Annotated in this window: 20 protein-coding genes and 3 tRNA genes; 12 read left to right on the top strand and 11 right to left on the bottom strand. The window is 43.3% G+C overall.

Features of this window, described 5'->3' with window-relative positions; all coding sequences use genetic code 11:
* Positions 1 to 101 precede the first annotated feature (101 nt).
* Complete coding sequence (locus ACHUFZ_RS17625) at positions 102 to 710, top strand: YitT family protein (protein ID WP_394128165.1); 609 nt, start codon at positions 102 to 104, stop codon at positions 708 to 710.
* A 101-nt stretch (positions 711 to 811) separates the two neighbouring features.
* On the opposite strand, the gene gltS is transcribed toward ACHUFZ_RS17625, so the two are convergent.
* Positions 812 to 2011 carry a sodium/glutamate symporter gene (gene gltS, locus ACHUFZ_RS17620; protein WP_394128164.1) on the bottom strand — a complete coding sequence of 400 codons (1200 nt, stop codon included), beginning with the start codon at positions 2009 to 2011 and terminating at the stop codon, positions 812 to 814.
* Positions 2012 to 2670: 659 nt separating this feature from the next.
* On the opposite strand from gltS, the gene ACHUFZ_RS17615 reads away from it, so the two are divergent.
* From ACHUFZ_RS17615 to ACHUFZ_RS17600, 4 genes are all read left to right on the top strand, one after another.
* A complete protein-coding gene (locus tag ACHUFZ_RS17615) occupies positions 2671 to 3756 on the top strand; it encodes an efflux RND transporter periplasmic adaptor subunit (RefSeq protein ID WP_394128163.1) in 1086 nt (361 codons plus the stop codon).
* A 1-nt stretch (position 3757) separates the two neighbouring features.
* Entirely contained in the window at positions 3758 to 6814 is a 3057-nt protein-coding gene (locus tag ACHUFZ_RS17610; RefSeq protein WP_394128162.1) for an efflux RND transporter permease subunit, read from the top strand.
* 187 nt (positions 6815 to 7001) lie between these two features.
* The gene (locus ACHUFZ_RS17605; protein ID WP_394128161.1) at positions 7002 to 7988 is read left to right on the top strand and encodes a LysR family transcriptional regulator; all 987 of its coding nucleotides are present in this window, start codon (positions 7002 to 7004) and stop codon (positions 7986 to 7988) included.
* Between the two features lie 2 nt (positions 7989 to 7990).
* The gene (locus ACHUFZ_RS17600) at positions 7991 to 8926 is read left to right on the top strand and encodes a LysR family transcriptional regulator (RefSeq protein WP_394128160.1); all 936 of its coding nucleotides are present in this window, start codon (positions 7991 to 7993) and stop codon (positions 8924 to 8926) included.
* Positions 8927 to 8989: 63 nt separating this feature from the next.
* Here ACHUFZ_RS17600 and ACHUFZ_RS17595 read toward each other — a convergent pair whose 3' ends face one another.
* Positions 8990 to 10294 carry a MipA/OmpV family protein gene (locus ACHUFZ_RS17595; protein ID WP_394128159.1) on the bottom strand — a complete coding sequence of 435 codons (1305 nt, stop codon included), beginning with the start codon at positions 10292 to 10294 and terminating at the stop codon, positions 8990 to 8992.
* A 280-nt stretch (positions 10295 to 10574) separates the two neighbouring features.
* Here ACHUFZ_RS17595 and ACHUFZ_RS17590 point away from each other — a divergent pair, with 280 nt between their 5' ends.
* A complete protein-coding gene (locus ACHUFZ_RS17590; RefSeq protein ID WP_394128158.1) occupies positions 10575 to 11507 on the top strand; it encodes a LysR family transcriptional regulator in 933 nt (310 codons plus the stop codon).
* A gap of 54 nt (positions 11508 to 11561) precedes the next feature.
* Here ACHUFZ_RS17590 and ACHUFZ_RS17585 read toward each other — a convergent pair whose 3' ends face one another.
* On the bottom strand, positions 11562 to 12515 hold the full coding sequence (locus ACHUFZ_RS17585; protein WP_394128157.1) for a DUF2860 family protein: 954 nt from the start codon (positions 12513 to 12515) through the stop codon (positions 11562 to 11564).
* A 429-nt stretch (positions 12516 to 12944) separates the two neighbouring features.
* Between ACHUFZ_RS17585 and ACHUFZ_RS17580 the strand changes: the two genes are divergently transcribed.
* Positions 12945 to 13103, top strand: a complete 159-nt coding sequence (locus tag ACHUFZ_RS17580; RefSeq protein ID WP_394128156.1) for a hypothetical protein — start codon at positions 12945 to 12947, stop codon at positions 13101 to 13103.
* A gap of 91 nt (positions 13104 to 13194) precedes the next feature.
* Here ACHUFZ_RS17580 and ACHUFZ_RS17575 read toward each other — a convergent pair whose 3' ends face one another.
* Entirely contained in the window at positions 13195 to 13698 is a 504-nt protein-coding gene (locus ACHUFZ_RS17575; RefSeq protein ID WP_394128155.1) for a flavodoxin family protein, read from the bottom strand.
* A 74-nt stretch (positions 13699 to 13772) separates the two neighbouring features.
* The gene (locus tag ACHUFZ_RS17570) at positions 13773 to 14246 is read right to left on the bottom strand and encodes an HAD family hydrolase (RefSeq protein ID WP_394128154.1); all 474 of its coding nucleotides are present in this window, start codon (positions 14244 to 14246) and stop codon (positions 13773 to 13775) included.
* Between the two features lie 169 nt (positions 14247 to 14415).
* On the opposite strand from ACHUFZ_RS17570, the gene ACHUFZ_RS17565 reads away from it, so the two are divergent.
* From ACHUFZ_RS17565 to ACHUFZ_RS17555, 3 genes are all read left to right on the top strand, one after another.
* A tRNA-Cys gene (locus tag ACHUFZ_RS17565) sits at positions 14416 to 14489 on the top strand.
* A gap of 61 nt (positions 14490 to 14550) precedes the next feature.
* A tRNA-Leu gene (locus ACHUFZ_RS17560) sits at positions 14551 to 14637 on the top strand.
* A 32-nt stretch (positions 14638 to 14669) separates the two neighbouring features.
* Positions 14670 to 14743, top strand: a tRNA-Cys gene (locus ACHUFZ_RS17555).
* Positions 14744 to 14854: 111 nt separating this feature from the next.
* Here ACHUFZ_RS17555 and ACHUFZ_RS17550 read toward each other — a convergent pair.
* From ACHUFZ_RS17550 to ACHUFZ_RS17535, 4 genes are all read right to left on the bottom strand, one after another.
* The gene (locus ACHUFZ_RS17550; RefSeq protein ID WP_394128153.1) at positions 14855 to 15877 is read right to left on the bottom strand and encodes a DUF4382 domain-containing protein; all 1023 of its coding nucleotides are present in this window, start codon (positions 15875 to 15877) and stop codon (positions 14855 to 14857) included.
* A 165-nt stretch (positions 15878 to 16042) separates the two neighbouring features.
* A complete protein-coding gene (gene emrD / locus ACHUFZ_RS17545) occupies positions 16043 to 17251 on the bottom strand; it encodes a multidrug efflux MFS transporter EmrD (RefSeq protein WP_394128152.1) in 1209 nt (402 codons plus the stop codon).
* Positions 17252 to 17462: 211 nt separating this feature from the next.
* Positions 17463 to 17771: a cysteine-rich CWC family protein gene (locus ACHUFZ_RS17540; protein ID WP_394128151.1), complete on the bottom strand. Its 309-nt coding sequence runs from the start codon at positions 17769 to 17771 to the stop codon at positions 17463 to 17465.
* A gap of 77 nt (positions 17772 to 17848) precedes the next feature.
* Positions 17849 to 18775, bottom strand: a complete 927-nt coding sequence (locus ACHUFZ_RS17535) for a DMT family transporter (RefSeq protein WP_394128150.1) — start codon at positions 18773 to 18775, stop codon at positions 17849 to 17851.
* A 146-nt stretch (positions 18776 to 18921) separates the two neighbouring features.
* On the opposite strand from ACHUFZ_RS17535, the gene ACHUFZ_RS17530 reads away from it, so the two are divergent.
* Entirely contained in the window at positions 18922 to 19392 is a 471-nt protein-coding gene (locus ACHUFZ_RS17530; protein ID WP_134836419.1) for an Lrp/AsnC family transcriptional regulator, read from the top strand.
* Here ACHUFZ_RS17530 and ACHUFZ_RS17525 read toward each other — a convergent pair.
* Positions 19370 to 20425, bottom strand: a complete 1056-nt coding sequence (locus ACHUFZ_RS17525; protein ID WP_394128149.1) for a GGDEF domain-containing protein — start codon at positions 20423 to 20425, stop codon at positions 19370 to 19372. The genes ACHUFZ_RS17530 and ACHUFZ_RS17525 overlap by 23 nt on opposite strands.
* A gap of 91 nt (positions 20426 to 20516) precedes the next feature.
* Positions 20517 to 20993: a MarR family winged helix-turn-helix transcriptional regulator gene (locus tag ACHUFZ_RS17520; protein ID WP_004412088.1), complete on the bottom strand. Its 477-nt coding sequence runs from the start codon at positions 20991 to 20993 to the stop codon at positions 20517 to 20519.
* A gap of 367 nt (positions 20994 to 21360) precedes the next feature.
* Between ACHUFZ_RS17520 and ACHUFZ_RS17515 the strand changes: the two genes are divergently transcribed.
* The gene (locus tag ACHUFZ_RS17515) at positions 21361 to 22932 is read left to right on the top strand and encodes a BCCT family transporter (RefSeq protein WP_394128148.1); all 1572 of its coding nucleotides are present in this window, start codon (positions 21361 to 21363) and stop codon (positions 22930 to 22932) included.
* Positions 22933 to 22991: the final 59 nt, after the last annotated feature.

Raw genomic sequence — 22991 nt, 5'->3', positions numbered from 1 at the left:
CATTTAGGCCCATTTCTCGACATTTTTATCAATTATCCGCATCTTATGCGTGTTTGATTCACATCAACTTTTAGTGAATCGTAAGGGATAGGAAGTCTAAAATGGATAAAGAACATAGCCTACGCGAGAACATGCTCGCGTTAATCTTAGGTAGCGCGCTGGTTTCTCTTGGCGTTATCTTCTTCAATAAAGTCGGTCTTCTAACTGGCGGTACTGCGGGTCTAGCCATCTTCTTAACTAAAGTCAGTAGCTTTAGTTTTGGTCAGATCTTTTTCGCGTTAAATCTACCTTTCTACATTTTATCTGTGGCTCGTATGGGGTGGCGCTTCACGCTCAATACCTTTATTGCGGTCACCATTGTTTCGTTTGCAGTAGACCATTTGCATCACGTGATTGAGATTGCTCGAATTGACCCGTTTTACGCAGCTTTGCTAGGCGGGGGAATGATCGGTATTGGCATGCTCGTTATCTTCCGTCACAAGATGAGCCTAGGTGGATTCAATATTCTTGCGCTGTTCCTTCAAGATCGCTACGGGATCCGAGCGGGTAAAGTACAGATGGCGTTAGATTGTACGATTGTAGTGATGTCGCTATTTATCGTTGATATTACGCTGATCCTGCTTTCGATTGGTGGCGCTGTGGCGACAAACTTAATCTTGGCCATGAACCACAAACCAGGTCGATACCAACCCCAAGCAACAACGGCTTAGAGTGATTCAAGAATAAATGATAAGGCTTAGCGTGATGCTAAGCCTTTTTTTATTAGATGTTTCTAAGTTCTGCCTGTCCATGTTGAGCTTGTTACTTTGTTTTACAGCCCGCTGGTTATGAAGGCGTTAATGATTAGCGCGTTTGCGATATCAATGAAGAAACCACACACCAAAGGCACAATGATAAAGGCTTTGTGGGCTGCACCGTGTTGCTGTGTTACTGCGGTCATGTTGACGATTGCCGTTGCTGTTGAACCTAAGGTTATACCACCAAATCCGGAGCCGATAACCGCGGCTTCATAATCTTTGCCCATAAAACGAAACACAACCCAGATGGTAAAAGCAATAGACATCGTGACTTGGAAGAACATGACGGTTGCTAGGAAGCCGAGAGTACTTTGTAATTGCCAAAATTGTAGTCCCATTAAGGCCATCGTCAAAAACATCCCCAAACAAATATCAGAGATCAGGGCGTGACCGAGTTGTACATTCTTACTCTGAGTTTTTCTTAACAGCAATGATTTTCCGTTACCAATTAGTATCCCCGCGACTAAGCATGCGACAAACATAGGAAGCTGCAATCCGATAGCCTCAAAGCCTATATTGACAAAGTGACCTAGTATTAAGCTTAGATTTAGCATCAACCATGCGTACAAATAGCCAAAGTGATCCAATTTAGTCGTTTCATTGTGGCAGACACCGATGTCCAAATTATGATCAGGGTTTGGGGTGAGTTTGTGGCGTTTTATTAGGTAATTTGCAATAGGTCCGCCAATCAAACACGCTGCAATCAAGCCTAAAGTATTAGCAGCAAGCCCTACTTCGGCGGCTCCATCAATTCCCATCTCTTCAAATGTCGGAGACCAAGCCATTGTCGTTCCGACTCCTCCAATTAATGAAATTGAGCCCGCAAGCAACCCAAGCAATGGCTCCAAACCCAACATAGAAGCAACGCTTACTCCAATTACGTTTTGTAGAGCAATGTAGATTATTGCAAGTAGGGTAAGAATAAGGAGAGGTTTCCCGCCTGAAACTAGCGTTTTGAAACTTGCACTCAACCCGATTCCCGCAAAGAAATAGAGCAATAAAGTGTCTCGAATAGCGAGATCAAACTGAGTCGTTATATCAAAAAAGAAATATAGGATAGCGACGATTAGGGCGCAAATGAAACCGCCGATAACGGGTTCGGGAATGCTGTACTTCCGTAGCACTTCATATCGCATGGTGGCAAATTTGCCAATAAACAGCAGAACGATGGCGAGAGTAAATGAGATAAACGCATCTATTTCAATAACGTGCATATTTAATTTACCAGTCTATAACCTGTAGGTGTGGAATATTAGTTAGGACAGTGAAGTCGCAATGCCAAAAAAGAACATGCAGTAAGCAAAAAATAAAAATATTGCAGAGACGTAACCTTTCATATTGAACTCCAGCTGAGATAGTGATGAACAGTTTGACGTAACTTGACTCTTGGCAAAATGAATAGGAGGTATTCATTTTTGAATTTAACTTGATGCCAAATATGAATATCTCTAAACCATAGTTTCTACCCTTGATTGTCATTTAGTCTTCTCTTATTCCAACGAGCTCTGTTTATTAAGAGGGGTAGAACATGCAGTCTTTGAAAAATCTAATCTCGACTCTTGCATCGGTGATATACAACAGTGGAAGCAATGAGTTGCTTGATGACCACTTATTACCGTCGTACACCGCATTTGGGGCTAGAGAGCCTCTCTCAACTAAGCAGGACGCTAACTTGGTAAAGGAAACTGAGTTGAGCTCTTATTTGTGCAGCAAATCATTAACAGCGAAAGGGAGTTATTCAGAAATGAATAACTCTTATCCGTCGAGTTAGTCAGTACGCATAAGTACACTGCTCAGCAAAGGAAAACGGTCAAAGGGACGAATAGCGTGAATAGCACGCGTGGATAACTAATTAACTCATCGGGAGATGATTGTGAAATACTCAAAAACCTCAACAGAAAAGAAATTTCGACCAGCAGCGCTGGCGCTGGCGATGTCTTTAACGGTCGTTCTTACTGGTTGCAAATCCGATCAATCCCTTGCTATTTCAGAGCCTGTTATTCGTCCTGTATTTGTTGAAGTTGTATCCAATATTGACGTGGCAGATTTGTCATTTAATGGCACTATCCACTCTGCAAGTCGCGCGGATTTATCATTTAAAACAGGTGGCCGCTTAGTAGATATGTTAGTTCAAGAAGGTGACTACGTAGAGCAAGGTCAGACAGTGGCAAGGTTAGATTCTGCAGACGCTAAAATTGCCCACACTTCAGCGAGAATCGAACGTGATAATGCACGTGCAGAGTACCAACGTGCAAAAAAGCTATATGAAAGCCGTCAATCTATTTCTAAAAGCCAGTTTGAGGAATTAACTCTACGTTTTCACTTAGCTCAAAATCGTTTTGAAGAGGCTTCTCGCCGTTTAGATGATACCAACCTCATCGCACCATTCTCAGGTGTTGTGAGTAGAACATTTGTGAATAATCATGTATTAGTTCAAAGCAATCAAACGATTATTACCCTACATGATCTCAATGAACTTGAGGCGGTGATTCATGTTCCTGAAAGTGTAATGATGCGCAATTCGACTGCCGAAAAGGTATTTGCTCAAGCAACGACGGCGCCGTATCAGATTTACAATCTGACACTGAAAAAGTTTGAGACCGAGCCAGATCCGGTGTCAGGAACTTATGCGATTACTTTTAATGTTGAAAATGCCGAGACACCTCAGTTATTACCAGGCATGAATGTTCAGGTCTACTCAAGTACAGTGAAAAGTGACTCTCAGTCGATTCAAGTGCCTCTAACAGCGGTGAGTCCAGATAATATGGGCAACCAGTTTGTCTGGGTAGTGGATGATGAAAACCGACTACACAAACGCAATGTATTTACAGGCACTCTCAATGGCCAACGTGTAGAAATTACCTCTAGCTTGCGAAAAGGAGAAGTAGTCGTTGTATCAGGGACACAGAATCTAGAAGAAGGATTAGTCGTTCGCCCTAAGACAGTAGAGGTTTACTAAGATGAACATCGCTCAATATACAATTGCAAAAAGAACCAGTGTTTGGGTCATTGTGGCATTGATGCTCATAGGTGGTTACATCAGTTACCTAAAGCTTGGACGATTTGAAGATCCAGAATTTGTTATCCGACAGTCAGTCATTGTCACACCTTATCTGGGTGCGACCGCACAAGAAGTTGCGGACGAAGTGACTGATGTCATTGAAGGTGCGGCGCAGTCGCTACAAGAAGTCCTAGAAGTGACCTCTGTATCCAAGCAGGGTGTGTCAGAAGTTACGGTTGAGATAAAGCGAGCGTTTTCTAATACTGAAGCTGAGTTGCAGCAAGTGTGGGACAAGCTGCGAAGAAAGATTGAAGATGCCCAACGCTCATTGCCTCCTGGAGCCGCCCCTTCGATTGTTAATGATGATTTTGGCGATGTTTACGCTCAGTTTTACGCAGTGACGGGTGACGGTTTTACTGACAAACAGCTTCAAGATTATGTGGATAAGCTAAAGCGAGAGTTGGCGCTTGTACCCGGAGTTTCAAAGACCGCGACACTAGCAGAAAAACAAGAAACGATTTTTGTTGAGATCTCTAGCGCTCGTTTAGCCAGCTTTGGTGTGTCTGCACAGCAAGTTTACCAAGTGCTTGAAAAGCAAAATGTAGTCACAGTAGCAGGATCGTTGGACAGTGACGGTATGCGAGTATCGGTTATGCCTCGCGCAAACATTGGCTCGTTTGAACAGCTCAAGTCGTTGCAAATTGCAGTGGGTGACAACAACACCATCATGCGCTTGCAAGATATTGCGACGGTAACACGTGGCTATGAAGAGCCAGCGTCTGTGCTGATGCGATACAACGGTGAGCGTGCGATTGGTTTAGGTATTTCGAATGTTGCTGGTGGTAATGTTGTACAGATGGGGGATGCAGTAAAAGCTCGCATTGCTGAGTTAGAAAGTCAGCGTCCCCATGGTATTGAGCTGCATGAAATTTCAATTCAGTCAGACTCAGTGCGAGATTCAGTCTCTGATTTTATTAATAACCTAATTGCCGCTGTTGTTATCGTATTTGTCGTGCTCTTGCTCTTTATGGGAGTCCGAACTGGCGTAGTTATTGGCTTTGTACTTACGCTTACGGTAGCGGGCACGCTGGTGGTGATGCTGATAGACGATATTGCAATGCAACGTATCTCTCTGGGTGCATTGATTATTGCCCTAGGTATGCTTGTCGACAATGCGATCGTTGTGACTGATGGTGTGATTACGCGTCTACAAAAGAATCCAAAAGCCGATAAACAAGCCGTCATCAACAGCATTGTTAATGAAACGAAATGGCCTTTGTTGGGTGGAACGATTGTTGGTATCTGTGCATTCAGTGCGATAGGCCTGTCACCGTCAAATATGGGTGAATACGCTGGCTCGCTATTCTGGGTAATCTTGTACTCAATGCTATTGAGCTGGGTTCTCGCTATCACGGTAACACCATTGCTATGCCATGACTTCTTAAAAATCCAGGCCAACAAAAAGGAGAAGGCGCCGAGCAAAATTTCAAACTGGTACAAATCAGTATTGGAATGGGTTCTGAGTAACCAGAAAACAGGCCTTGCGATTGTGGTGGTGGTATTCGTTTTAGGTGTGAAAATGTTTAGCTACGTGCCGCCAGGCTTTATGCCTGAATCGCAAAGAGAGCAGTTTGTCATTGATGTATTCTTGCCTCAAGGTACGGATATTCGCACAACTGAAAGAATGATGTTGGACATTGAGCGTGATGTGCAAAGTAAAGAGGGCGTAACAAATACAACCAGCTTTATTGGTTCAGGTGGTTTGCGATTTATGCTGACTTACTCGCCTGAAGCACAAAATACAAGTTATGCGCAAATGCTGGTTGATGTTGATGACTTTGGTGTTATTGAGCCTCTAATTGCAGAACTACACGTTGAATTGAATGATAAATATGAGCAAGCCTCTATCAATGTTTGGAAGTTTGTATTGGGTCCTGGTGGCGGTAAGAAAATAGAAGCAGCTTTTAGCGGACCAGATAGTGTTGTTTTAAGACAGCTCGCGGAGCAAGCAAAGCAGTTGATGAATGAAACTCACGAATTAGTGGCAGTTCAGGATGATTGGAGACAGCAAGTCCCGGTTGTAAGACCTGTTTATGCTTCAGAACGAGCTCAACAGTTTGGATTAACAACTCAAGAATTAAACCAAGCATTAGAGCAATCATTAGTGGGTAAGCAAGTCAGCGTTTATCGAGAAGGTCATGATTTGATTCCAATCGTTGTTCGCTCACCAGAACATGAGCGTAGCCATGATCGCAGTATTGAAAATACACAAGTGTTTAGTCCTACTGCAGGCCGCTATTTGCAACTATCACAGTTTGTAGAGAAAGTTGAGCTCGACTGGCAAGACTCTATGTTGCGCCGCATTAACCGAGTGCCAACGATTATGGCTCAGGCTGACCCTCAAACTGGTGTTTTAACCTCTGAGGCTTTGGAGGTTATCAAAGCGAAAATTGAAGCGATGCCGCTACCGGTTGGGTATCAGTTGGAATGGCATGGTGAATATAAAGATGCAAAAGATGCGGATGAAGGCTTAAAAGCTTCAGCGCCATATGGGTTCGCTGCGATGGTGTTGGCTGTCGTGTTTATGTTTAACGGTATTCGCCAGGCTCTCGTTATATGGTGTACGGTGCCACTTGCTGTTTTAGGTGTTGCCGTGGGGCTTGTTCTGTTCCAAACACCGTTTGAATTTATGGCGACATTAGGGTTCTTAAGCCTTATCGGAATGATGGTGAAAAACGCAATTGTGTTGGTTGATCAAGCTGAAAATGAAATTTCTAATGGTAAGTCAGAGTACGATGCCATTATTGATGCAGCAATGAGCCGTGCTCGTCCGGTAATTCTGGGAGCAACGACAACCATCCTTGGTGTTGCGCCACTGCTTGTTGATCCGTTCTTCAAGAGCATGGCGGTAACAATTATGTTTGGTTTAACATTTGCGACTGTTTTGACGCTAGTCGTGATTCCATTGAACTACGCGCTATTTTTTAGAGTAAAACCAAAAATGGCGAATGCTTAAGTCATAATATTACGTTAGAAAGCCCACACGAACAGTGGGCTTTTTTGTTTCCAAGCAATAACTTAGTCAAGAATCAGGGAGAGACGTCTTAGCACTAAATTCCCTTTTTTAGAGCCACATCAGAAAATAGTGTCTCGTATAATTAGTGCGTTAGGGAGATTGGTTCGAATAGATTAGAGTTTATACGTTGTTTATCGATACAGGGTCTACTATTAGTAGAGTTCGTAATGTTGAGGGTAATGCTATAAACATCAAAGATTTAGATCTAAACCTTTTGAAAATTCTGCAAGCTGTAGTGGAAACGAGAAGTACAAGCTCCGCTGCAAGTGTTCTCGGCATCTCTCAGACTAGTGTTAGTCGTGGTGTTGTGAAACTCAAAGAGTGCTTTGGCCCGCAGTTGTTCGTACGAAAATCTCATGGCTTGGAGCCTTCAGAGTTGGCCATCAAACTCGCCCAAGCATCAAGTGAAATGCTCATCCCCGTAGAAAAAGCCGTTGAGGCTTATCTTGACTTCAATGCGGAACGCTATACCGGGCATCTAACTATTTTAGTTAACACGTTTTTGCTCGAATTCTTTGGGGCCGATTTAATTCTCTCGCTAAGACAATCTTTCCCTAAAGCCACGTTTAATTTTGCACAGTGGCAAAAAGACTCTCTGCACGACACGCTCAAAGGCCATGTTGATTACGTGATACAGTTTGGTCACTATACTTTTCCTCATCAGTTGCATTCTCATCGGTTGGCGAAGATTGAAAATTCGATTATTGCTCGAAAAGATCATCCAGTTTTGTCAGAAGGGAATGAATGGGAGAAGATAGGGACACTGCCAATCACGCGTTTGTTTTTAGAGGGCATCAATCCAAATAAAGGGGCTCTTGAAAGCATTTACGAGCAAAATGGCTATCAGGCTAAGTTTTTATTAACCACGCATAGCATTAGTTCCGCGGTTGCCGTGTTGAAAAATAGTGACGCTATTTTGTATTCCAATACCATTATCAGTGCTCGTGACTCTGAATTGAGTCATTATCCTCTTCCTTTGAATTCAGATCCCCTGAGTTTCTTAGATATTAGTGGATTGTATCTACAGACGCGCAGAGGTAACCCTCTAATTCAGCACCTTCATCAAACGATTCAGACGTTTTTTGATACTCAGTATTCGCAACAGGAGTATTAAGGATGAGACTACAAAACTTGGATCTCAACTTGCTCAAGTATCTCGAAGCGATAGTGGAAACTGGCAGCACCGCAGGGGCTGCAGAAAAGTTGGGGGTATCTCAAACGAGTGTGAGCAGAGGGATGGCCAAACTCAGAGAGACGTTTGGGGATCAATTGTTTATTAGGAGGGCACACGGCGTCGAACCGTCAGATCTTGCGATAAAGCTAGCAGAGGCGAGCGAAGAGATGCTTAAGCCTCTAAATCAAGTAATTGAATCCTATCAGCAATTCGATGCTTTACAATTTAGTGGCAAGATAAAAATAGCGATGAACATTATCATTCTTGATCTTCATGGCGACGCGATATTCACTAAGTTAAGAGAGGCATTCCCTAAAGCTGATTTCGAGTTAGTGTACTGGCAAGAGAACTCTCTAGGAGATGTATTGAGTGGCGACATTGATTATCTTATTCAGTTTGCTTCTCATGTGCTGCCACAAGAAGTGTATCGACACTCTCTAAGAAAAGTTGGCCTATGTTTGGTGGCAAGGAAAGGTCATCCGATCTTGAGTTATAGTAGTCTATGGGAAGATATCCACCATCTACCGCTGGCGAGGGTCATTATTGATGGTGCGAAAACCAAACACACACTGATTGAAGATTACTATTGTTTTAAAGGCTTTAATGAGCCCCGGATATCGTTAGCAACGCATAGTATTCGAGCCATCTGTACTAAGCTTGTTAATTCTGATGCCATCATGTTTGGTACGCAGTTCGTGAGTATGCTCGACAACAGGCTTCAGAGTTACTCTTTACCGCCGTTACCCATTGAGTTGAGATCGAGTGAAGTGTGCGGAGGATACTTGCAATCAAAGCGAGGCTATCCACTCAATATGGCACTGCAGCAAGCGATTCAGGAATATTTTCAAACGATCCCTAGTTTTGATAGTAGTGATTAATAAACGAATCTAGAAGCTAAAGAAGCGGCTTGTATCAAGCCGCTTATTCATTTCAGTGAACAGTTAGAAATGCCATTGAAGATAGATAGAATTGTAGTCACTCCCACCTTTAATTCGTCCAAAAGCGGATGTTGAAGTAAAGATCCCCGACCTGTGATGCAAACTGTAACCTAGCCATAAATCTTTGATGGAAGAATTATTGAATACGTCTCCGAGATTTACATCATAACTAAAATCTAAGTAGTTCATTAATTTACTGGGTTCATAGTCATGCTTCCCGACGCTTTCTCGTTCAATATGGCTAATCTGGGTACTATAAGAAACCCCTTCGGCAAACCCGAGTCGTGAACGGATTGGCCAGTTAAAGGTATAGTATCCTTTGATGGCCATTACGTACTCTCCGAATGTTCCTTGAACATCAGAGCTATGATGCTGAACATAACCTGGCGTCAAATAGAAATCGATCGGAAGGTTAAATACGGTTCCATTGAGTGGGTGGCCGTAAAACACGGACGTCATTGAGTTTCTATGTGGGTCTGTTTCGTTATTAAATAGAAATATGTCAAACGGTCCTGACTGAGTCGCTATACCATGTGCGACTCTCATGTAGGCACCTTTTGGGATCTCTGGCTGTTGCCATGTATTGGCCGAGCCAAACATTGCAATGCCTAAGTAGCTTTCGAGTTGGCCATGGGAATCCATGTATTGGCTCGAGTAAGTCTCATGATCATAAATCGTTGCTCCTAAGTGGCCAACGGCGTATAGATTCTGATAGATCTGTTTTCGTCCTTTGAAGCCTATTTGATAATCGATTTGTGCGCCAAGATCCTCCGTTTGAAGGCCATAGTAGGTGTTATTAAATCGAGAAGATTTTGCTCTGAGTGATGCATACATTGAACTACTCCAATCCTCGCCTGAGAGTTTGTATTCACTCGTTAGCAGAGAATAAACTCGACCATCATGGTCACTAAGTACGTCGAATTTAAAATCAACGCTGTCAGAGTAGTGCCAGGTCATATTCCCGCCAACATCTAATTGCGTACCTTGTATCGTATTTTGCGCATTACGAGGAATATCGAAAAAACGAATTTGAGCAATTGGGCCTGCACTAACATTATCGCTTAAACCGAACTTGTACCCGCCAGAAAATCCATCGAGATAAAAGTTTTCTCCTTGATAAAAAAGTAGAGGAAGAACATCATGTACGGTGTCATCTCCCGTCTGGAAAGGGATAGTAGCGCTGCGAAATCCAATCCCAACACCCCATTCAGGAGATGTGGTTGTATTTGGCATATTAGCGGTTGCGGATTCTTGAGCTTGAAGAGATGATGCGGACACTAATAGAGCTAAGGTCAATGTGTGTTTCATAGTTTGCACGTCTTCTAAAAGGTTGAGTGCTGAACGGTGTGGCGCACCCAAAGTAAGTTCTCGTTCTCCTTTTTCCTGCTTCGATAAGAAGTGCCTATCCATCGACGGATCTAATTTTATTTGCCTCAGGCAACAAATGTTATGTTTTACAGTTATTCATATTTGCAATGCATTTCAGTTTGTCGGTATACATTTTGTTTCTATAAATCAGTTACGTATTTTCTACGAAAGCGTTTATTCTAAGGTGAGGTGAATAGCGATAGAGAGTAGAAAGTGCAGTATGGAAAATAATCTTGATAGCCTAGATTTAAATTTGTTACGTCTTTTGAAAGTGGTGGTTGAAACGAGAAATACCTCTGTCGCTGCAGAAAAGTTGGGTATCTCTCAAACGAGTGTGAGTCGGGGGATGGCGAAACTTAGGGAAACGTTTGGCGATCAACTCTTTATTAGAAAAGCTCATGGCGTTGAGCCTTCTGAACTGGCAGAAAAGTTAGCGGAAGCTGCCGAAAATATGCTGGTTCCTTTCAGTCAGGTATTGGAATCTTATCAAGAGTTTGAGCCAAAAGAGTACACAGGAGAAATCGTAATCGCGTGCGAGTTGACTCTGCTAGATGTATTTGGACGAGGGGTGTACCAATCACTGATTAAAGCGTTGCCTAATGCGCGATTCAAATTAGTTTACTGGCAGCATGGATCATTACAGCAAATGTTAGATAAGAGAGTGGATTATATGATTCACTACACAATGTTTCCGCTTCCGCAAGATATATATACCCACCATTTATCCAATATCGAAATAAACCTCGTGGCGCGAAAAGATCACCCGGTGCTGAGTCAAGGTTCTGATTGGGATGAAGTGAAACACTTGCCTTGGGTTAAGTATGCAACGGATTCGAGTGTCGGTAAATATGACATTTACGATGAATTAATTATTAATGAAGGTGTTGAGCCTAACATAACCTTAGTGAGTCATAGTGTACCCGTCATGGTCGACAAATTAGTCAGTTCAGATGCCGTTGCATTTAGCTCTAGTTACCTTCTTAAACATAATGAAGCGCTTGCGTGTTACCCGTTGCCGAAAATGCCAGAAAGGCTGAAGAATATCAGTGTTTCGGGAGGTTACTTACAATCAAGGCGTGGTTACCCTCTCAATCAGTGTGTCCATCAGGCAGTACAAGATTTCTTTAATACCATTGTTCAGCCATCAATATAGCTATAGTTAAGCCTCTATAATTTTTTAACAGAATATAGAGGCTTAGTTTTTAGATTAGAATTTGTAGCTTAGACCGACCGAGGCTAAGTAGTCTTCACTTTTATAGAAATTAATATTTGAGTCTGTGTAGTTTACGCCTGCAAATGAGACAAAATTCCAATTGTCGAATCCAGGGATATTAGCGTACTCGTAAGCGACGAACAGTTTGTGCTTATTATCTGCGCGAGTCTTATTGTAAAGCGAATTGTGACCATCATAATCGCGGTATGCATAGCTACTTGTTACCGCTAATGAATGGGCATTCATGTTCATAAAATAGGTCATTTCTAGTTCATACTGATCAAAGGTTTCTGCTTTACCCTCTGCATCGTTATGTAAGTAGCCTAAGCTTGTACTGAGACCCATACTCGGAGTGAAATAAGTGACATAGCCACCTTTCATGTAGTACCTGTTACTATCACGCAGCAGTTCTTGATTGATGATTTGTTCATCATCAACCTCAGTGTTTGCGTACGCCATATCAAGTGAGAAATTCGAGCCAAATATATTGCCTAATTTCAATCGGTAAGCTTCGCCATCGACATCGGTCTTTGTACGATGTCCTTCCAAATATGGGTTGGCCCAAGCTTCACCGGATAAGACGGTTGGTAAGTAAGCAATATCAATGTGTGTGCCATTTAGCATACTGTATTGGTAACCAATTTCGAAAGCGAGGTCACCTACGGCTAAGTCATCACGAGATGTACCTAAATAGACTTTTTGATTGTTATTGCCCCCAAGTTCGTAAGCAACACTACCTAATGGCACGACAATAAAGTCATCATTGTGAGAGCCTTTTTGGTTTCTATCATTTAAGAAAGCCTCACTTTTTGTACTCAAATTAGAATTGGTCGATACGTAACCGGTACCTAGCATTAGCTCACCACTTAGACGTGAAGCGTCAAATGCGAACGCGCTTGTAGTTACTGTTGATAGGATTGCTACTGATAAAATGCTTTTTCTGTTCATGTTTATATCTCTCTTTCAATATATAACTCCTTTTTTCTGTTCATCCCTTTGACGAGATGAATATTAAATAGATTTATTTGAGAGGGGTATGGATAACAGTTATGCATATTTGCACGTTATGGCCGCAAAATGGAATATCTCATATTCATATTCAAAAATGAGTTAGTGACCTAGATTAAATGAACGAAGAGGTATAGAGAGGTTTTAATCTTGGAGACTATGATATTTGAGAATCAATACAAAAAGACAATCTATTTAAATGATCGGCCCTATGACGTGCTAGATGTTGGTGAGGGGCGGTGCTTAGTTGTTGTTCAGAATAATAATGAACTGACTCGAACTAGGGGAGTTAGTTCAACGAGGCATTGTCGTACTATCTATGTTGATATATCAAGGCTTTGGCTAATCCATTCAGAGCAGGTGTCAAGCTTGGAAGAATATCTAGAAAGTGATTTGCATTTACTGTTTGATGTTTTTTGGTTGGAAAAAATTGATTTTAAGTCTGAATTAAAAGGTGTAGATCTTGATAAAGTGCAGCGAATGGTCGCTCTTAGAAACAGAGCATATTTAGCGGATGATGTGCAATGACATTGGAAAATCACAAAGAGAATTGCTATCAATTTACAGTTAAGGCTTAGCGTGATGCTAAGCCTTTTTGTTTTTACTGAGTTTGTTCCGTTTACTGAGCTAGAGTTTGGTTAAATCCTTCCAACTTCGTTGGTTCAACGTAAAAGCCTTCACGGCACGGTGCGTGTAATGTACCTGCTAATTCCATATTGAAGTACTTAAACACGTTCTTGAAGAATCCGTGGTAAATAGGGCAAATCTCTGGGCTTGCTGAACTTGCCATTATGTAGCCGCGTTTTCCCTCTAGTTGACGCGCTTTGGGTTTAAGTTCAGCCACATCGAGAAGTTCGGTCATACGGTCGATTAACGCTTTCATTGGCGCGGTGACAGAGTGCCAATAAACGGGGGAGGCAAATACTAAGTGCTCGGCGGCCAGCATTTTCTCAACCAGTGGATAGAAATCGTCGCTAGGGTAGTCGTTGTTGTAGTTGTAAGGCGTAATACTGAGAACATCGATGTCAATGACTTCAGTTTGGTGGCGTGCAGAAACCTCAGAAACCAGTTGTGCCGTATTGCCTTGTTTGTTGGCACTTGAGAATAAGACTAGGGTTTTCATTTATGATCCTTTCAAGAGAGTAAAGCGTTAAAAGGACTATAAAACCTCAACCTAGGTAGAGGTAAAGAGTGAATTTACAGTTGTTTTATGAGTTGTCGTAAGCAATCAATATGTACGGTATCTTCAGGTAACACTGACGCCGGAGTATGGAACAATACGGTGTTTAAGCCCACTTCTTTAGCTGGGTAGATATCTTTCTCTAAACTATCACCAACCATCGTGACATCACTTGCTGGTTGGCCAACAGAATTAATGATAGCCCGATAAAACTCAGGATCTTGTTTCTCTAGTCCGAGATTGGCTATGCAGAAATAGCCGCTGATATATGTGTCTAGACCGACACGTTGAAAGGCTTGCTGTATTTCAGACTCACTTGAATCTTGCGCGCTGGTGGCAATGTAGATAGCTGAAGACTGACTAAGGTGTTTTAGTGTTTCTTCGGCTCCTTCGACGGATTCGACATGCGGCCATAGATACATTTTCCCTTCTTGACCGGGGAAATCGATCATTAATGTATCCCCCCAATCGAACAAATAGACCTTACTCATAGAGACTTCCTTGTAGTAAAAACCAACAAACGCGATCAAACAACCATCATATTGCTTCAAAACCCATCAAACAAAAGAAAAACGCATTTTTTTGTTTGACTCTCAAGGCTTAATCCGTAAAGTATGCAGCGAACGCAGCGGTGGGTAACCTAACGCGTTGAAAGAAAAGGGCGCCTTGGCAGAGTGGCTATGCAGCGGATTGCAAATCCGTGGACCTCGGTTCGATTCCGGGAGGCGCCTCCATTCTTTATTCAATTTTAGATGGTGTTTATTGTTCTAAACGGCATCACAAAGAAATTTGTGTGCCCTGGTGGTGGAATTGGTAGACACAAGGGATTTAAAATCCCTCGACGTTCGCGTTGTGCCGGTTCAAGTCCGGCCCGGGGCACCATCTCAATTTAGCTCTAAGAGCAACCAAATAATGGCGCCTTGGCAGAGTGGCTATGCAGCGGATTGCAAATCCGTGGACCTCGGTTCGATTCCGGGAGGCGCCTCCATTATTTCGATTAAACCAGCCTAGCGCTGGTTTTTTTGTATCTGCTGTTTAACAAGCAAATAAAAAAGCCACCTGCATACACAAGTGGCCTTAATCTGAAATATCGGTGATGTTAGAAGTTAACTGTGGTCTCTGAGCCCGCAATAACACTTAAACCACTATTTGCAGCGTGGATATCAAAGTTTCCTGTTAGGCCTTCTTCTGAATCATTATTTGCGGTACACGTATAGCCCACTGAGTATGTGCCCGGTTTTACAAAGCCAAACTCATATTCGTAGGTTACGCCATCACCATCTAGTGTTACGTTTGCAGCCGTAATTGGTGCTACCGTGTTTGAATTACCAGCAAATGAATCCATTTCTGCTTGAGTTACATTGCCCTCATATAAGTAAACAGCGTGGCTGTAAGCAGACGAAGAAGTACTGCTTTCACAGGTCCCCATTGTGCTACCCGCAACATTGCCAGCAATCTCGCCAACTTCAGTCGTATTCACAAGTGCAACAGAGGTGCGTTGGATTGTATAGGTATCAGAGCTGTTCTTAGGCTCTTTTAGGCCGCGACGTAAATCAAATTCAACTACATAGTCATTGTTGTCGTTGTTTACAGTGAACGTGTCGTTGAAGTACAGCACACCCGCATTGTCGATAGAGCCTACGCCTTGAGGGCATTTACCTTCGCCTTGTACGGTTAAAGGGTGATTACCAGTACCAACTGCTTCGACGTAAGAAGGGTATGTAGGGTGGTCGCCGTCATTGGCAAACAGGCACAGTTTGTAATCTCCCGTCGGGATGTTTTGGTTTTCAATCAGCTCTTGAGCATCGCCACCTTGGAAATCAAGTAGGTTAACGCTTAATGGGATTGGGTCTTCGCCATCAGGAAGAGGGTTACCATTTTCATCAACTGGATTCCCTTCATCATCGGTTTTATAGACATCAAATAGGATAGGTTTATCGGAACCTAGCGGTAAAAATGCAACTTTGCTGTAGGTGACCACAACTTGGGATACCTCATCAACAGGCGCATCAGAGACAGATAGCGTGACCGGAGTGGTACCTGATGACGAATCATCTGAGTTACACCCAGATAGAATTAGAGCGATGGAAGCGCTGAGTAAGCCCAGTTTAGTAAGTTTCATTCTATTTGACCTCATTGGTTTTGTTGCGCGGCAGTATACAGTGAGGTCTAGGATGCGATAGTGAGCGAAAAGTTAATAATGACGGCGAAATGTCAGGGAAAAGTGGAGAAAAGTCCTACATTGATGACCGTTCCAACCTAGGTAGCTGGAACGGCACTTATTACACTAAACGGCTAAAGGCATTTGATCATTAGACTGATCGTGCTTACGGTAGACGCGAATCAACCCGATTAACGCCAATAGCGACATTAGTAGCATGAGTGCTCCTAGTGGCATCTGGTCCGTAGTAGGAATCACTGAAGCTGTAAGCGTTGCTAGGCCAGCTCCAAGGTTTTGCATACCGCCAAGGACGGCGCCGCCAGTACCTGCGTGATACGGTAAAGGAGAAAGCGCACCTGTGGTCGCAGCTGGGAACAAGATACCAGCACCCAAAAAGTAAATAGTTGCACCGCCAATTAAGGTTAGTGCGGTTGTTTGCCCCATTAAACCAGGGATAAGAACAATCAATGAACCCGCCATGGTGGCAAACAGTCCAAACGTGAGTGCACTTTTTTCGTTCTTTTTCGCTGCAATGATGCTAGAAAGCGCTGCGCCAACCAAATAACCCGGAATTGGCAATACAAACAATAAGCTGACTGTTGTTGCAGGTAGCTGCAGTACGCCACCTAGCAGTACACCAGCTGCTGCTTCAAAGATTGCGACACCCGAGAAGATTGCAACTAAGCAGATCAAGTAACCCTGAAAGCGACGATCTGACAATACATAACGGTAGCTGTCTGTTACACGTTCGTAGCGGCGGTTTTCTTTTGGTAATGTCTCTTTAAAGCTCGTCATCATGGTGATCACAACAGCGATACCAAACAAGGCTAAAAACATGTAGCTAGAACGCCAGCCAAATGCTTCAGATAAGTAGCCACCTAATACAGGTGCAACCAATGGTGAAAAGATCACGCACATGCTGATTAGGCTATTCACTTTATGCAATTCCGAGCCAGAGAAAACGTCACGCGTTAATGTACGCGACATCGCGCCGCCACAGCCGATACCAAGACCTTGAATAAAGCTACCAGCAAGGAACCATTCGTACTGGTGCGCGAATAGGGCTATGAGCGTACCAATGATATAGATAAACAGGCCAACAACGATGATGGGCTTGCGGCCCAAACGATCAGACAGCGGCCCATAAACAAACTGAGATAAGCCGTAAGGGATTAGGTAACACGCCATTACTGCTTGCAAAGCGGCTGGTGATTCCAAAAACTCACTTGCCATGTAACCAATAGAAGGTACATACATGGTCTGAGTCATTTGACCAACGGCAGTCAAAATAGCGATTAAGAATGTTAATTTAATGACTTGGGAAGAAGCGGACATTTCCAACCACACCTAAATTTAAAGCGCAAAAACGGCTAGCTTTGCGGTAACAAAGCTAATAAATAAAATATAAAAGGGAACTTTCAGGCGCGAGATATTAGAGGGAGTTGGAGATGCGTGCAATGAAAAAGTGTGATCTTACGCAGGATAAATATTTTGGTTTTGGATTAGAAAAGCTAATCCAAAATTTTATCATTGAAAACGCCAATAATTATGCGGTTGGAAGCTTTGATAAGCATTTTCGACACAGGCAAGTGCTGTTATTTGGCAAAGCTGAAGTATCCCTTTTCTCGATTGAGAAACACCAACAAGTCTCTTTGCCTTGGCTAATATCGCATTGCGCTGGTTGTTGACAAGAAGGGCATGTATGACTTGAAAGAGTGCCATTAAGCTTATTGATGGCTTCTTCTCGTTCATCATCAGTGATGTGACGCCAGTTAACAATTTCATCCATCGTTCTGTGGCAACCACTGCAGATTCCATCGTTATTTTTGCATGCCGCAATGCATGGTGTTTTCACGTTACATCGTCCATCTCATTTAAAGTTGGTGGGACTATACCTCTATTATGGACACACAGCAAAGTGTGCCCGGCTGGTTACTTTTCAAAGCTAGGTGGCTGATAGTGCAGCGAGCGATCTTGTTTCATAAATATGTTACTCGCAATAACGCTCCCCAAGCTGATAAGGGTCAATGCTAGCCACACGGTACTACTTGGCTGTTCTGCGAAAATCGGCATGGCAAGTAATGTTGCAATAGCCGGTGTTGCAGCGCCGAACGCTGCGGTTCGCTCTGCGCCTAGGACGGATATTGCATGCAGGTAGGTAAAGGCGGCGATTAAGCCCGCTCCTACACCCTGAAGGAGGGTATGCCCTAATAGTTCTTGTAAAGGCCAAGAAGAGAGCTCAGTCGTTAGGAGATGGCTGTCTAACACGCCAGTGAGCGTTAGGAGAAGCAAACTACACAGTGACATCAGTGATACTAGGCCAGACGTTACAAGTGGGTTTAAATCAGAAACGCGGGCACAAATGGTAAACACAGCCCACATCGCGCTCCCAGTTAGAAACAGTAGATGCCCCTGTAATAACTGAGGTGACGGGTTAGTGATGCTATGAGAAAGAAACGTACCTATACCAACTACGACTAACCCAAGACCAAAGATACGGTGGGAGCTAAGAGGCTGTTTAAACAAAATGATTGCTATGCCAGATACAAATAAGGGTAGCGTTCCAGGGATAAGTGCACTGCCGTCGGCAACTGGCGCAAAACTCATGCCCGTACCGGCAACAAGAAGATAGGGAAGCCCGCTACCAATGAACATGCCTAACAGGTAACGTTTAGGCACCGCAGCGATAGCTTTGCGTGACTTAATTACAATCGGTAGCAGGATAAGGCAGGGGATCACAAAGCGTGTAAACGCAATATCTGATGTAAGTAACTCTGAATGAGCGCCGCTACGTAAAGAGAGAAAAAAGCCAGACCACAATAATAGCGTGGCGGCCATTGCCAAGTATCCAGAAATCATGTTCATCCGTGAGCTATGTTTTAGTTCTTACTATTATGATGCGTAAGCGAGGGTTAAATCTGGCAATATTACTCATGTAATGATTAAAGTGTGGCTGAAAACATCAATAGAAATGGTAGTTGCGCTAGAAACGTGCGGTATAGGGTATGGATAAAATAGATAAACACATTTTGAGTCTGCTTCAGCAAGACGCTCGACAATCAACGGCAGACATTGCAGATAAAGTGGGGCTGTCAGCGTCACCTTGCGCAAGAAGAATAAAGCGGTTGGAAGAGTCGGGGATCATTGCCAATTATCGAGCTAGCTTAAACAAAGAGCTGATTGGGGTTGGAATGACGGTTTTCGTTGAAGTCAGTCTCAATAATCACCAAGCAAGCAGTATCGATGAGTTTGAATTTGCTGTGAGAGAAATGGATGAAGTGATTAGCTGCCACGTTGTATCTGGCGCGTATGATTATTTGTTGGAGGTGGTGAGCCACGACCTTGCAGGATACGAGTCATTTACTCGCAAACTGCAACGGCTTGAAAACGTCAAAGACATTCATACCCATTTGGCGATTCGCCAAGTAAAAGGGGAGAGTGAACTGCCAATTTTTAAGTCGAGCTCGCGTGACTAATGGTATTTTGCTCGCAAAGTTCGAACGGTGGCTCAATATGGCTTACGTTGACAGAAGTGCGATCTCTACCTTGATGTTTTGATTGATACAGCGCTAGGTCAGCACGTTTCATCCACTCTTTTATCTCTTCGAATGGTTGTGATTGAGCAATGCCAGAGCTAATGGTCATGGATAGATCTTGTGGGTATTCTGCCTGGCGAATTTTTTTATTCAGTCGATTCATCAAGGTCAGCACCGAATCTTGTTCTTGCCCTTGCACAACCAGCAAAAATTCATCCCCACCAAGCCTAAACAATAGCTCTTCGTCACTCGTATGAGCTCTGATGATGTCTACGATACGGATAATCACTTTGTCACCGACATCGTGGCCGTAGTGATCATTGACGGCCTTAAAGTTATCAATATCGATGATGACAATACACGAACAAGGATGCTTCTTGAGAGTGCGAGTGAGGATCGTTGGCAGTTCATGGCGATTGTAAGCGCCTGTCATAGCATCGGTTACCAGCAGACTTCTAAGTTCTTGCTGAAGATTACGAATAGCACCTACGACCACGTGAACGATAATTGCTGTTACGATCAGGGAAAACACGTAGCGGATCGTTATGGAGAAATCTTGATGCATCAGCGCGGCAAAACCTGAAGCAGTAATCATAATAAAGTTAGCGGTAATGGCTTCACTTCTGGGCAACAGAAAGATAATGCTGATTATGATGGGGTAGAGCCAATAGGTCGCCAGTGTGCCGAACACTTTCACTGATAAAACTGCAGAGAAGACCAGAAGGGCAAGTGGTATGTAATGCCCAAACAAGGTTTTCTTATTGTAGATGAGAGCTGTGATTTCTAGCAGTAATGAGATCTCAAAAGTAAGCAGAACCAAGCCAAGCATAATCTCCCCAATCAGAATGTTTTTAATTCCAAGGGGGATAAAGACCACTAGGGTTATTGAAGCGATAATCTTAAGTACTTGCTTTTGCTGCTGTACGTCGAGAATCGCTTCATCATTTAGGTTTTCTAATCTGCTTTTTGTCATTCATGACGCCTTTTTAGCGCGTGGAACAAAGAGGGCTGTTACCTAAATAAACGTAAGCGTAAAAACACAGTTAGGCAAATAAACTATAGGACTACTCGGGCTTAGTAATACTGCCTAGTTCTAGCACTGGAGCTACATCGATGTCTTCTGCATTCATCATTGATGAGATGCGCTGTACTGACGAAAGCAATAGAGACTGCTCCCACTCTTCGAGGCGTTGAAACTTAGTAATAAAGCTTTGCTGTAACGGTGTCGGAGCACTATTTAGTAGCTCTTGGCCTTGTTCGGTAAGGTAGGCGTGTACTTTTCGCTTATCTTTACTGCTGCGAACACGCTGAACTAACCCGTTACGCTCTAAGCGATCGAGGATGGTTGTAGCGGTCGCTTGACTCATATTGGTATGGTCGGACAATTGTCGAATTGTCACTTCCCCTAACTCACGGATAGAGCGCATTAATATAAGCTGCGGGCCTGTTAATCCTGACTCTTTACTTAACTTTTTAGAGTGTAGGTCGATTGCTCGAATGATTTGGCGAATCGATATAAGGACTTCTTCGTGCTTTTCCAATGCGCTGCCTTTATTAACTAGTGATGAGAAGTAGGCGAAAATACATCAAATGAGTGATGAAAAAAAGCCTCATACCTAACAAAATTTGATAGCGGTTATCCCACCATGATGGAAAGTCTTAGTAACTTACTTAGAGTACGAACGGTATTGTTGAAATAGTGTAGAACGCATTGTTGGTTATTCCATCACTTGTGTGGCAATTTTCTGAAAATATGGCTAAAAAACAGCTTATTACTGGAACAATGCAGCAATAAGCGTACAATAATGAGAGGTGTATCAGGTTATTGTGTTTAGATAATCATTTTTAGCTCTAATGATTTGTTTATAGAGAGCTGATACCAAATAGGAAAAATGCTAGAGAGGAACGATGACTAAAGGCATAGATAAGTACAGTATCGATAGTACCGATTATACAATCGGTCAAGATAACGTACAGAAGTGGGGATTTGACGTGCACAACCCGGTGTTTGGGTGGAGTGCAGGTCTTATAGCAGTTTTCTTAATCGCCGTTTTGGTTATGGATGCCGAGTCAGCCAAAGCGACTTTAGATGGCATAAAATGGCAAATTATAGGCAGCTTTGACTGGCTGTTCATTTGGTCTGGCAACATCTTTGTTATTTTCTGTTTAGGCTTGATCGTATCTCCATTAGGTAAAATTCGCCTTGGTGGTACTGACGCGACAGCAGATTACTCATACGTATCGTGGCTATCGATGCTGTTTGCTGCGGGTATGGGTATTGGTCTGATGTTTTGGAGTGTGGCAGAGCCTGTCGCTTACTTCACCGGTTGGTACGAAACGCCACTGGGTGTTGAAGCGAATACTCCTGAAGCGGCTAAATTGGCTCTGGGTGCGACTATGTACCACTGGGGCCTTCACCCTTGGGCAATCTACGGTGTAGTAGCGCTGTCATTGGCATTCTTTGCTTATAACAAAGGCTTACCTCTTTCAATCCGCTCTATTTTCTACCCAATACTTGGCGATCGCGCTTGGGGTTGGGCGGGTCATATCGTTGATATCTTAGCGGTACTTGCGACACTGTTTGGTCTTGCGACCTCATTAGGTCTAGGTGCTCAGCAGGCAGCAAGTGGTATTCACCATGTCTTTGGTATTGAATCTGGTCTTGGCTTGCAGGTTATTGTTATCACAGTTGTGACGCTACTTGCGGTTGTCTCAGTACTACGCGGTATTGACGGCGGTGTTAAGGTCATCAGTAACATCAACATGATCGTGGCGTTCTTGCTACTGATCTTAGTTGCTTTGATTGGTTACGCGATTGTGGTTGGTAACATTGGTACGACATTGATGGCGTACGTTGAAAACCTAATCCCATTGAGTAACCCGCATGGTCGTGAAGATGAAGCGTGGTTCCAAGGCTGGACAGTATTCTACTGGGCTTGGTGGATCTCTTGGTCACCATTCGTAGGTATGTTTATTGCGCGCGTTTCTAAAGGTCGTACAGTACGTGAGTTCATTACAGCGGTTCTACTTGTACCGACAGCTGTAACGCTACTTTGGATGTCTACATTCGGTGGTATGGCGATTGATCAGGTTGTTAATGGTGTTGGTCAATTGGGCTCTGAGGGCTTAACGGATGTATCACTGGCGATGTTCCAGATGTTTGACGTGTTGCCATTTGGCTCAATTCTATCAATCATTGCGGTGGTGCTAGTACTGGTATTCTTTATTACTTCATCGGATTCAGGTTCACTGGTTATCGATAGTATTACTGCTGGTGGTAAAGTCGATGCGCCAGTGATCCAGCGTGTATTCTGGGCCTTCATGGAAGGTGCGATTGCGGTGGCACTACTATGGATTGGTGGTTCTGAAGCAGTACAAGCGCTGCAAGCGGGTGCAATTTCTACTGCATTGCCGTTTACCATTGTTCTACTGCTGATGTGTGTTAGCTTGATTCTTGGTATGCGTACTGAGCGTCGTTAATATTAGCTATCAGATGAATAAAAAAAGGGACGTTAATCGTCCCTTTTTTATTGGCTTGT

Origin of the sequence: Vibrio hepatarius, assembly GCF_043642085.1 — a bacterium.
Taxonomy (GTDB): Bacteria; Pseudomonadota; Gammaproteobacteria; order Enterobacterales; family Vibrionaceae; genus Vibrio; species Vibrio hepatarius_C.
The sequence above is the reverse complement of the archived record's forward strand: the minus strand, read 5'-3'. Positions and strand labels throughout refer to the sequence as shown.

What these genes read in the sequence shown, in the direction of transcription:
- ACHUFZ_RS17525 (WP_394128149.1), bottom strand. Translation starts at nt 20,425, where the DNA reads ATGACAAAAAGCAGATTAGAAAACCTAAATGATGAAGCGATTCTCGAC.
- ACHUFZ_RS17575 (WP_394128155.1), bottom strand. Translation starts at nt 13,698, where the DNA reads ATGAAAACCCTAGTCTTATTCTCAAGTGCCAACAAACAAGGCAATACG.
- ACHUFZ_RS17530 (WP_134836419.1), top strand. Translation starts at nt 18,922, where the DNA reads ATGGATAAAATAGATAAACACATTTTGAGTCTGCTTCAGCAAGACGCT.
- gltS (WP_394128164.1), bottom strand. Translation starts at nt 2,011, where the DNA reads ATGCACGTTATTGAAATAGATGCGTTTATCTCATTTACTCTCGCCATC.
- ACHUFZ_RS17570 (WP_394128154.1), bottom strand. Translation starts at nt 14,246, where the DNA reads ATGAGTAAGGTCTATTTGTTCGATTGGGGGGATACATTAATGATCGAT.
- ACHUFZ_RS17535 (WP_394128150.1), bottom strand. Translation starts at nt 18,775, where the DNA reads ATGATTTCTGGATACTTGGCAATGGCCGCCACGCTATTATTGTGGTCT.
- ACHUFZ_RS17515 (WP_394128148.1), top strand. Translation starts at nt 21,361, where the DNA reads ATGACTAAAGGCATAGATAAGTACAGTATCGATAGTACCGATTATACA.
- emrD (WP_394128152.1), bottom strand. Translation starts at nt 17,251, where the DNA reads ATGTCCGCTTCTTCCCAAGTCATTAAATTAACATTCTTAATCGCTATT.
- ACHUFZ_RS17610 (WP_394128162.1), top strand. Translation starts at nt 3,758, where the DNA reads ATGAACATCGCTCAATATACAATTGCAAAAAGAACCAGTGTTTGGGTC.
- ACHUFZ_RS17600 (WP_394128160.1), top strand. Translation starts at nt 7,991, where the DNA reads ATGAGACTACAAAACTTGGATCTCAACTTGCTCAAGTATCTCGAAGCG.
- ACHUFZ_RS17590 (WP_394128158.1), top strand. Translation starts at nt 10,575, where the DNA reads ATGGAAAATAATCTTGATAGCCTAGATTTAAATTTGTTACGTCTTTTG.
- ACHUFZ_RS17625 (WP_394128165.1), top strand. Translation starts at nt 102, where the DNA reads ATGGATAAAGAACATAGCCTACGCGAGAACATGCTCGCGTTAATCTTA.
- ACHUFZ_RS17595 (WP_394128159.1), bottom strand. Translation starts at nt 10,294, where the DNA reads ATGAAACACACATTGACCTTAGCTCTATTAGTGTCCGCATCATCTCTT.
- ACHUFZ_RS17550 (WP_394128153.1), bottom strand. Translation starts at nt 15,877, where the DNA reads ATGAAACTTACTAAACTGGGCTTACTCAGCGCTTCCATCGCTCTAATT.
- ACHUFZ_RS17585 (WP_394128157.1), bottom strand. Translation starts at nt 12,515, where the DNA reads ATGAACAGAAAAAGCATTTTATCAGTAGCAATCCTATCAACAGTAACT.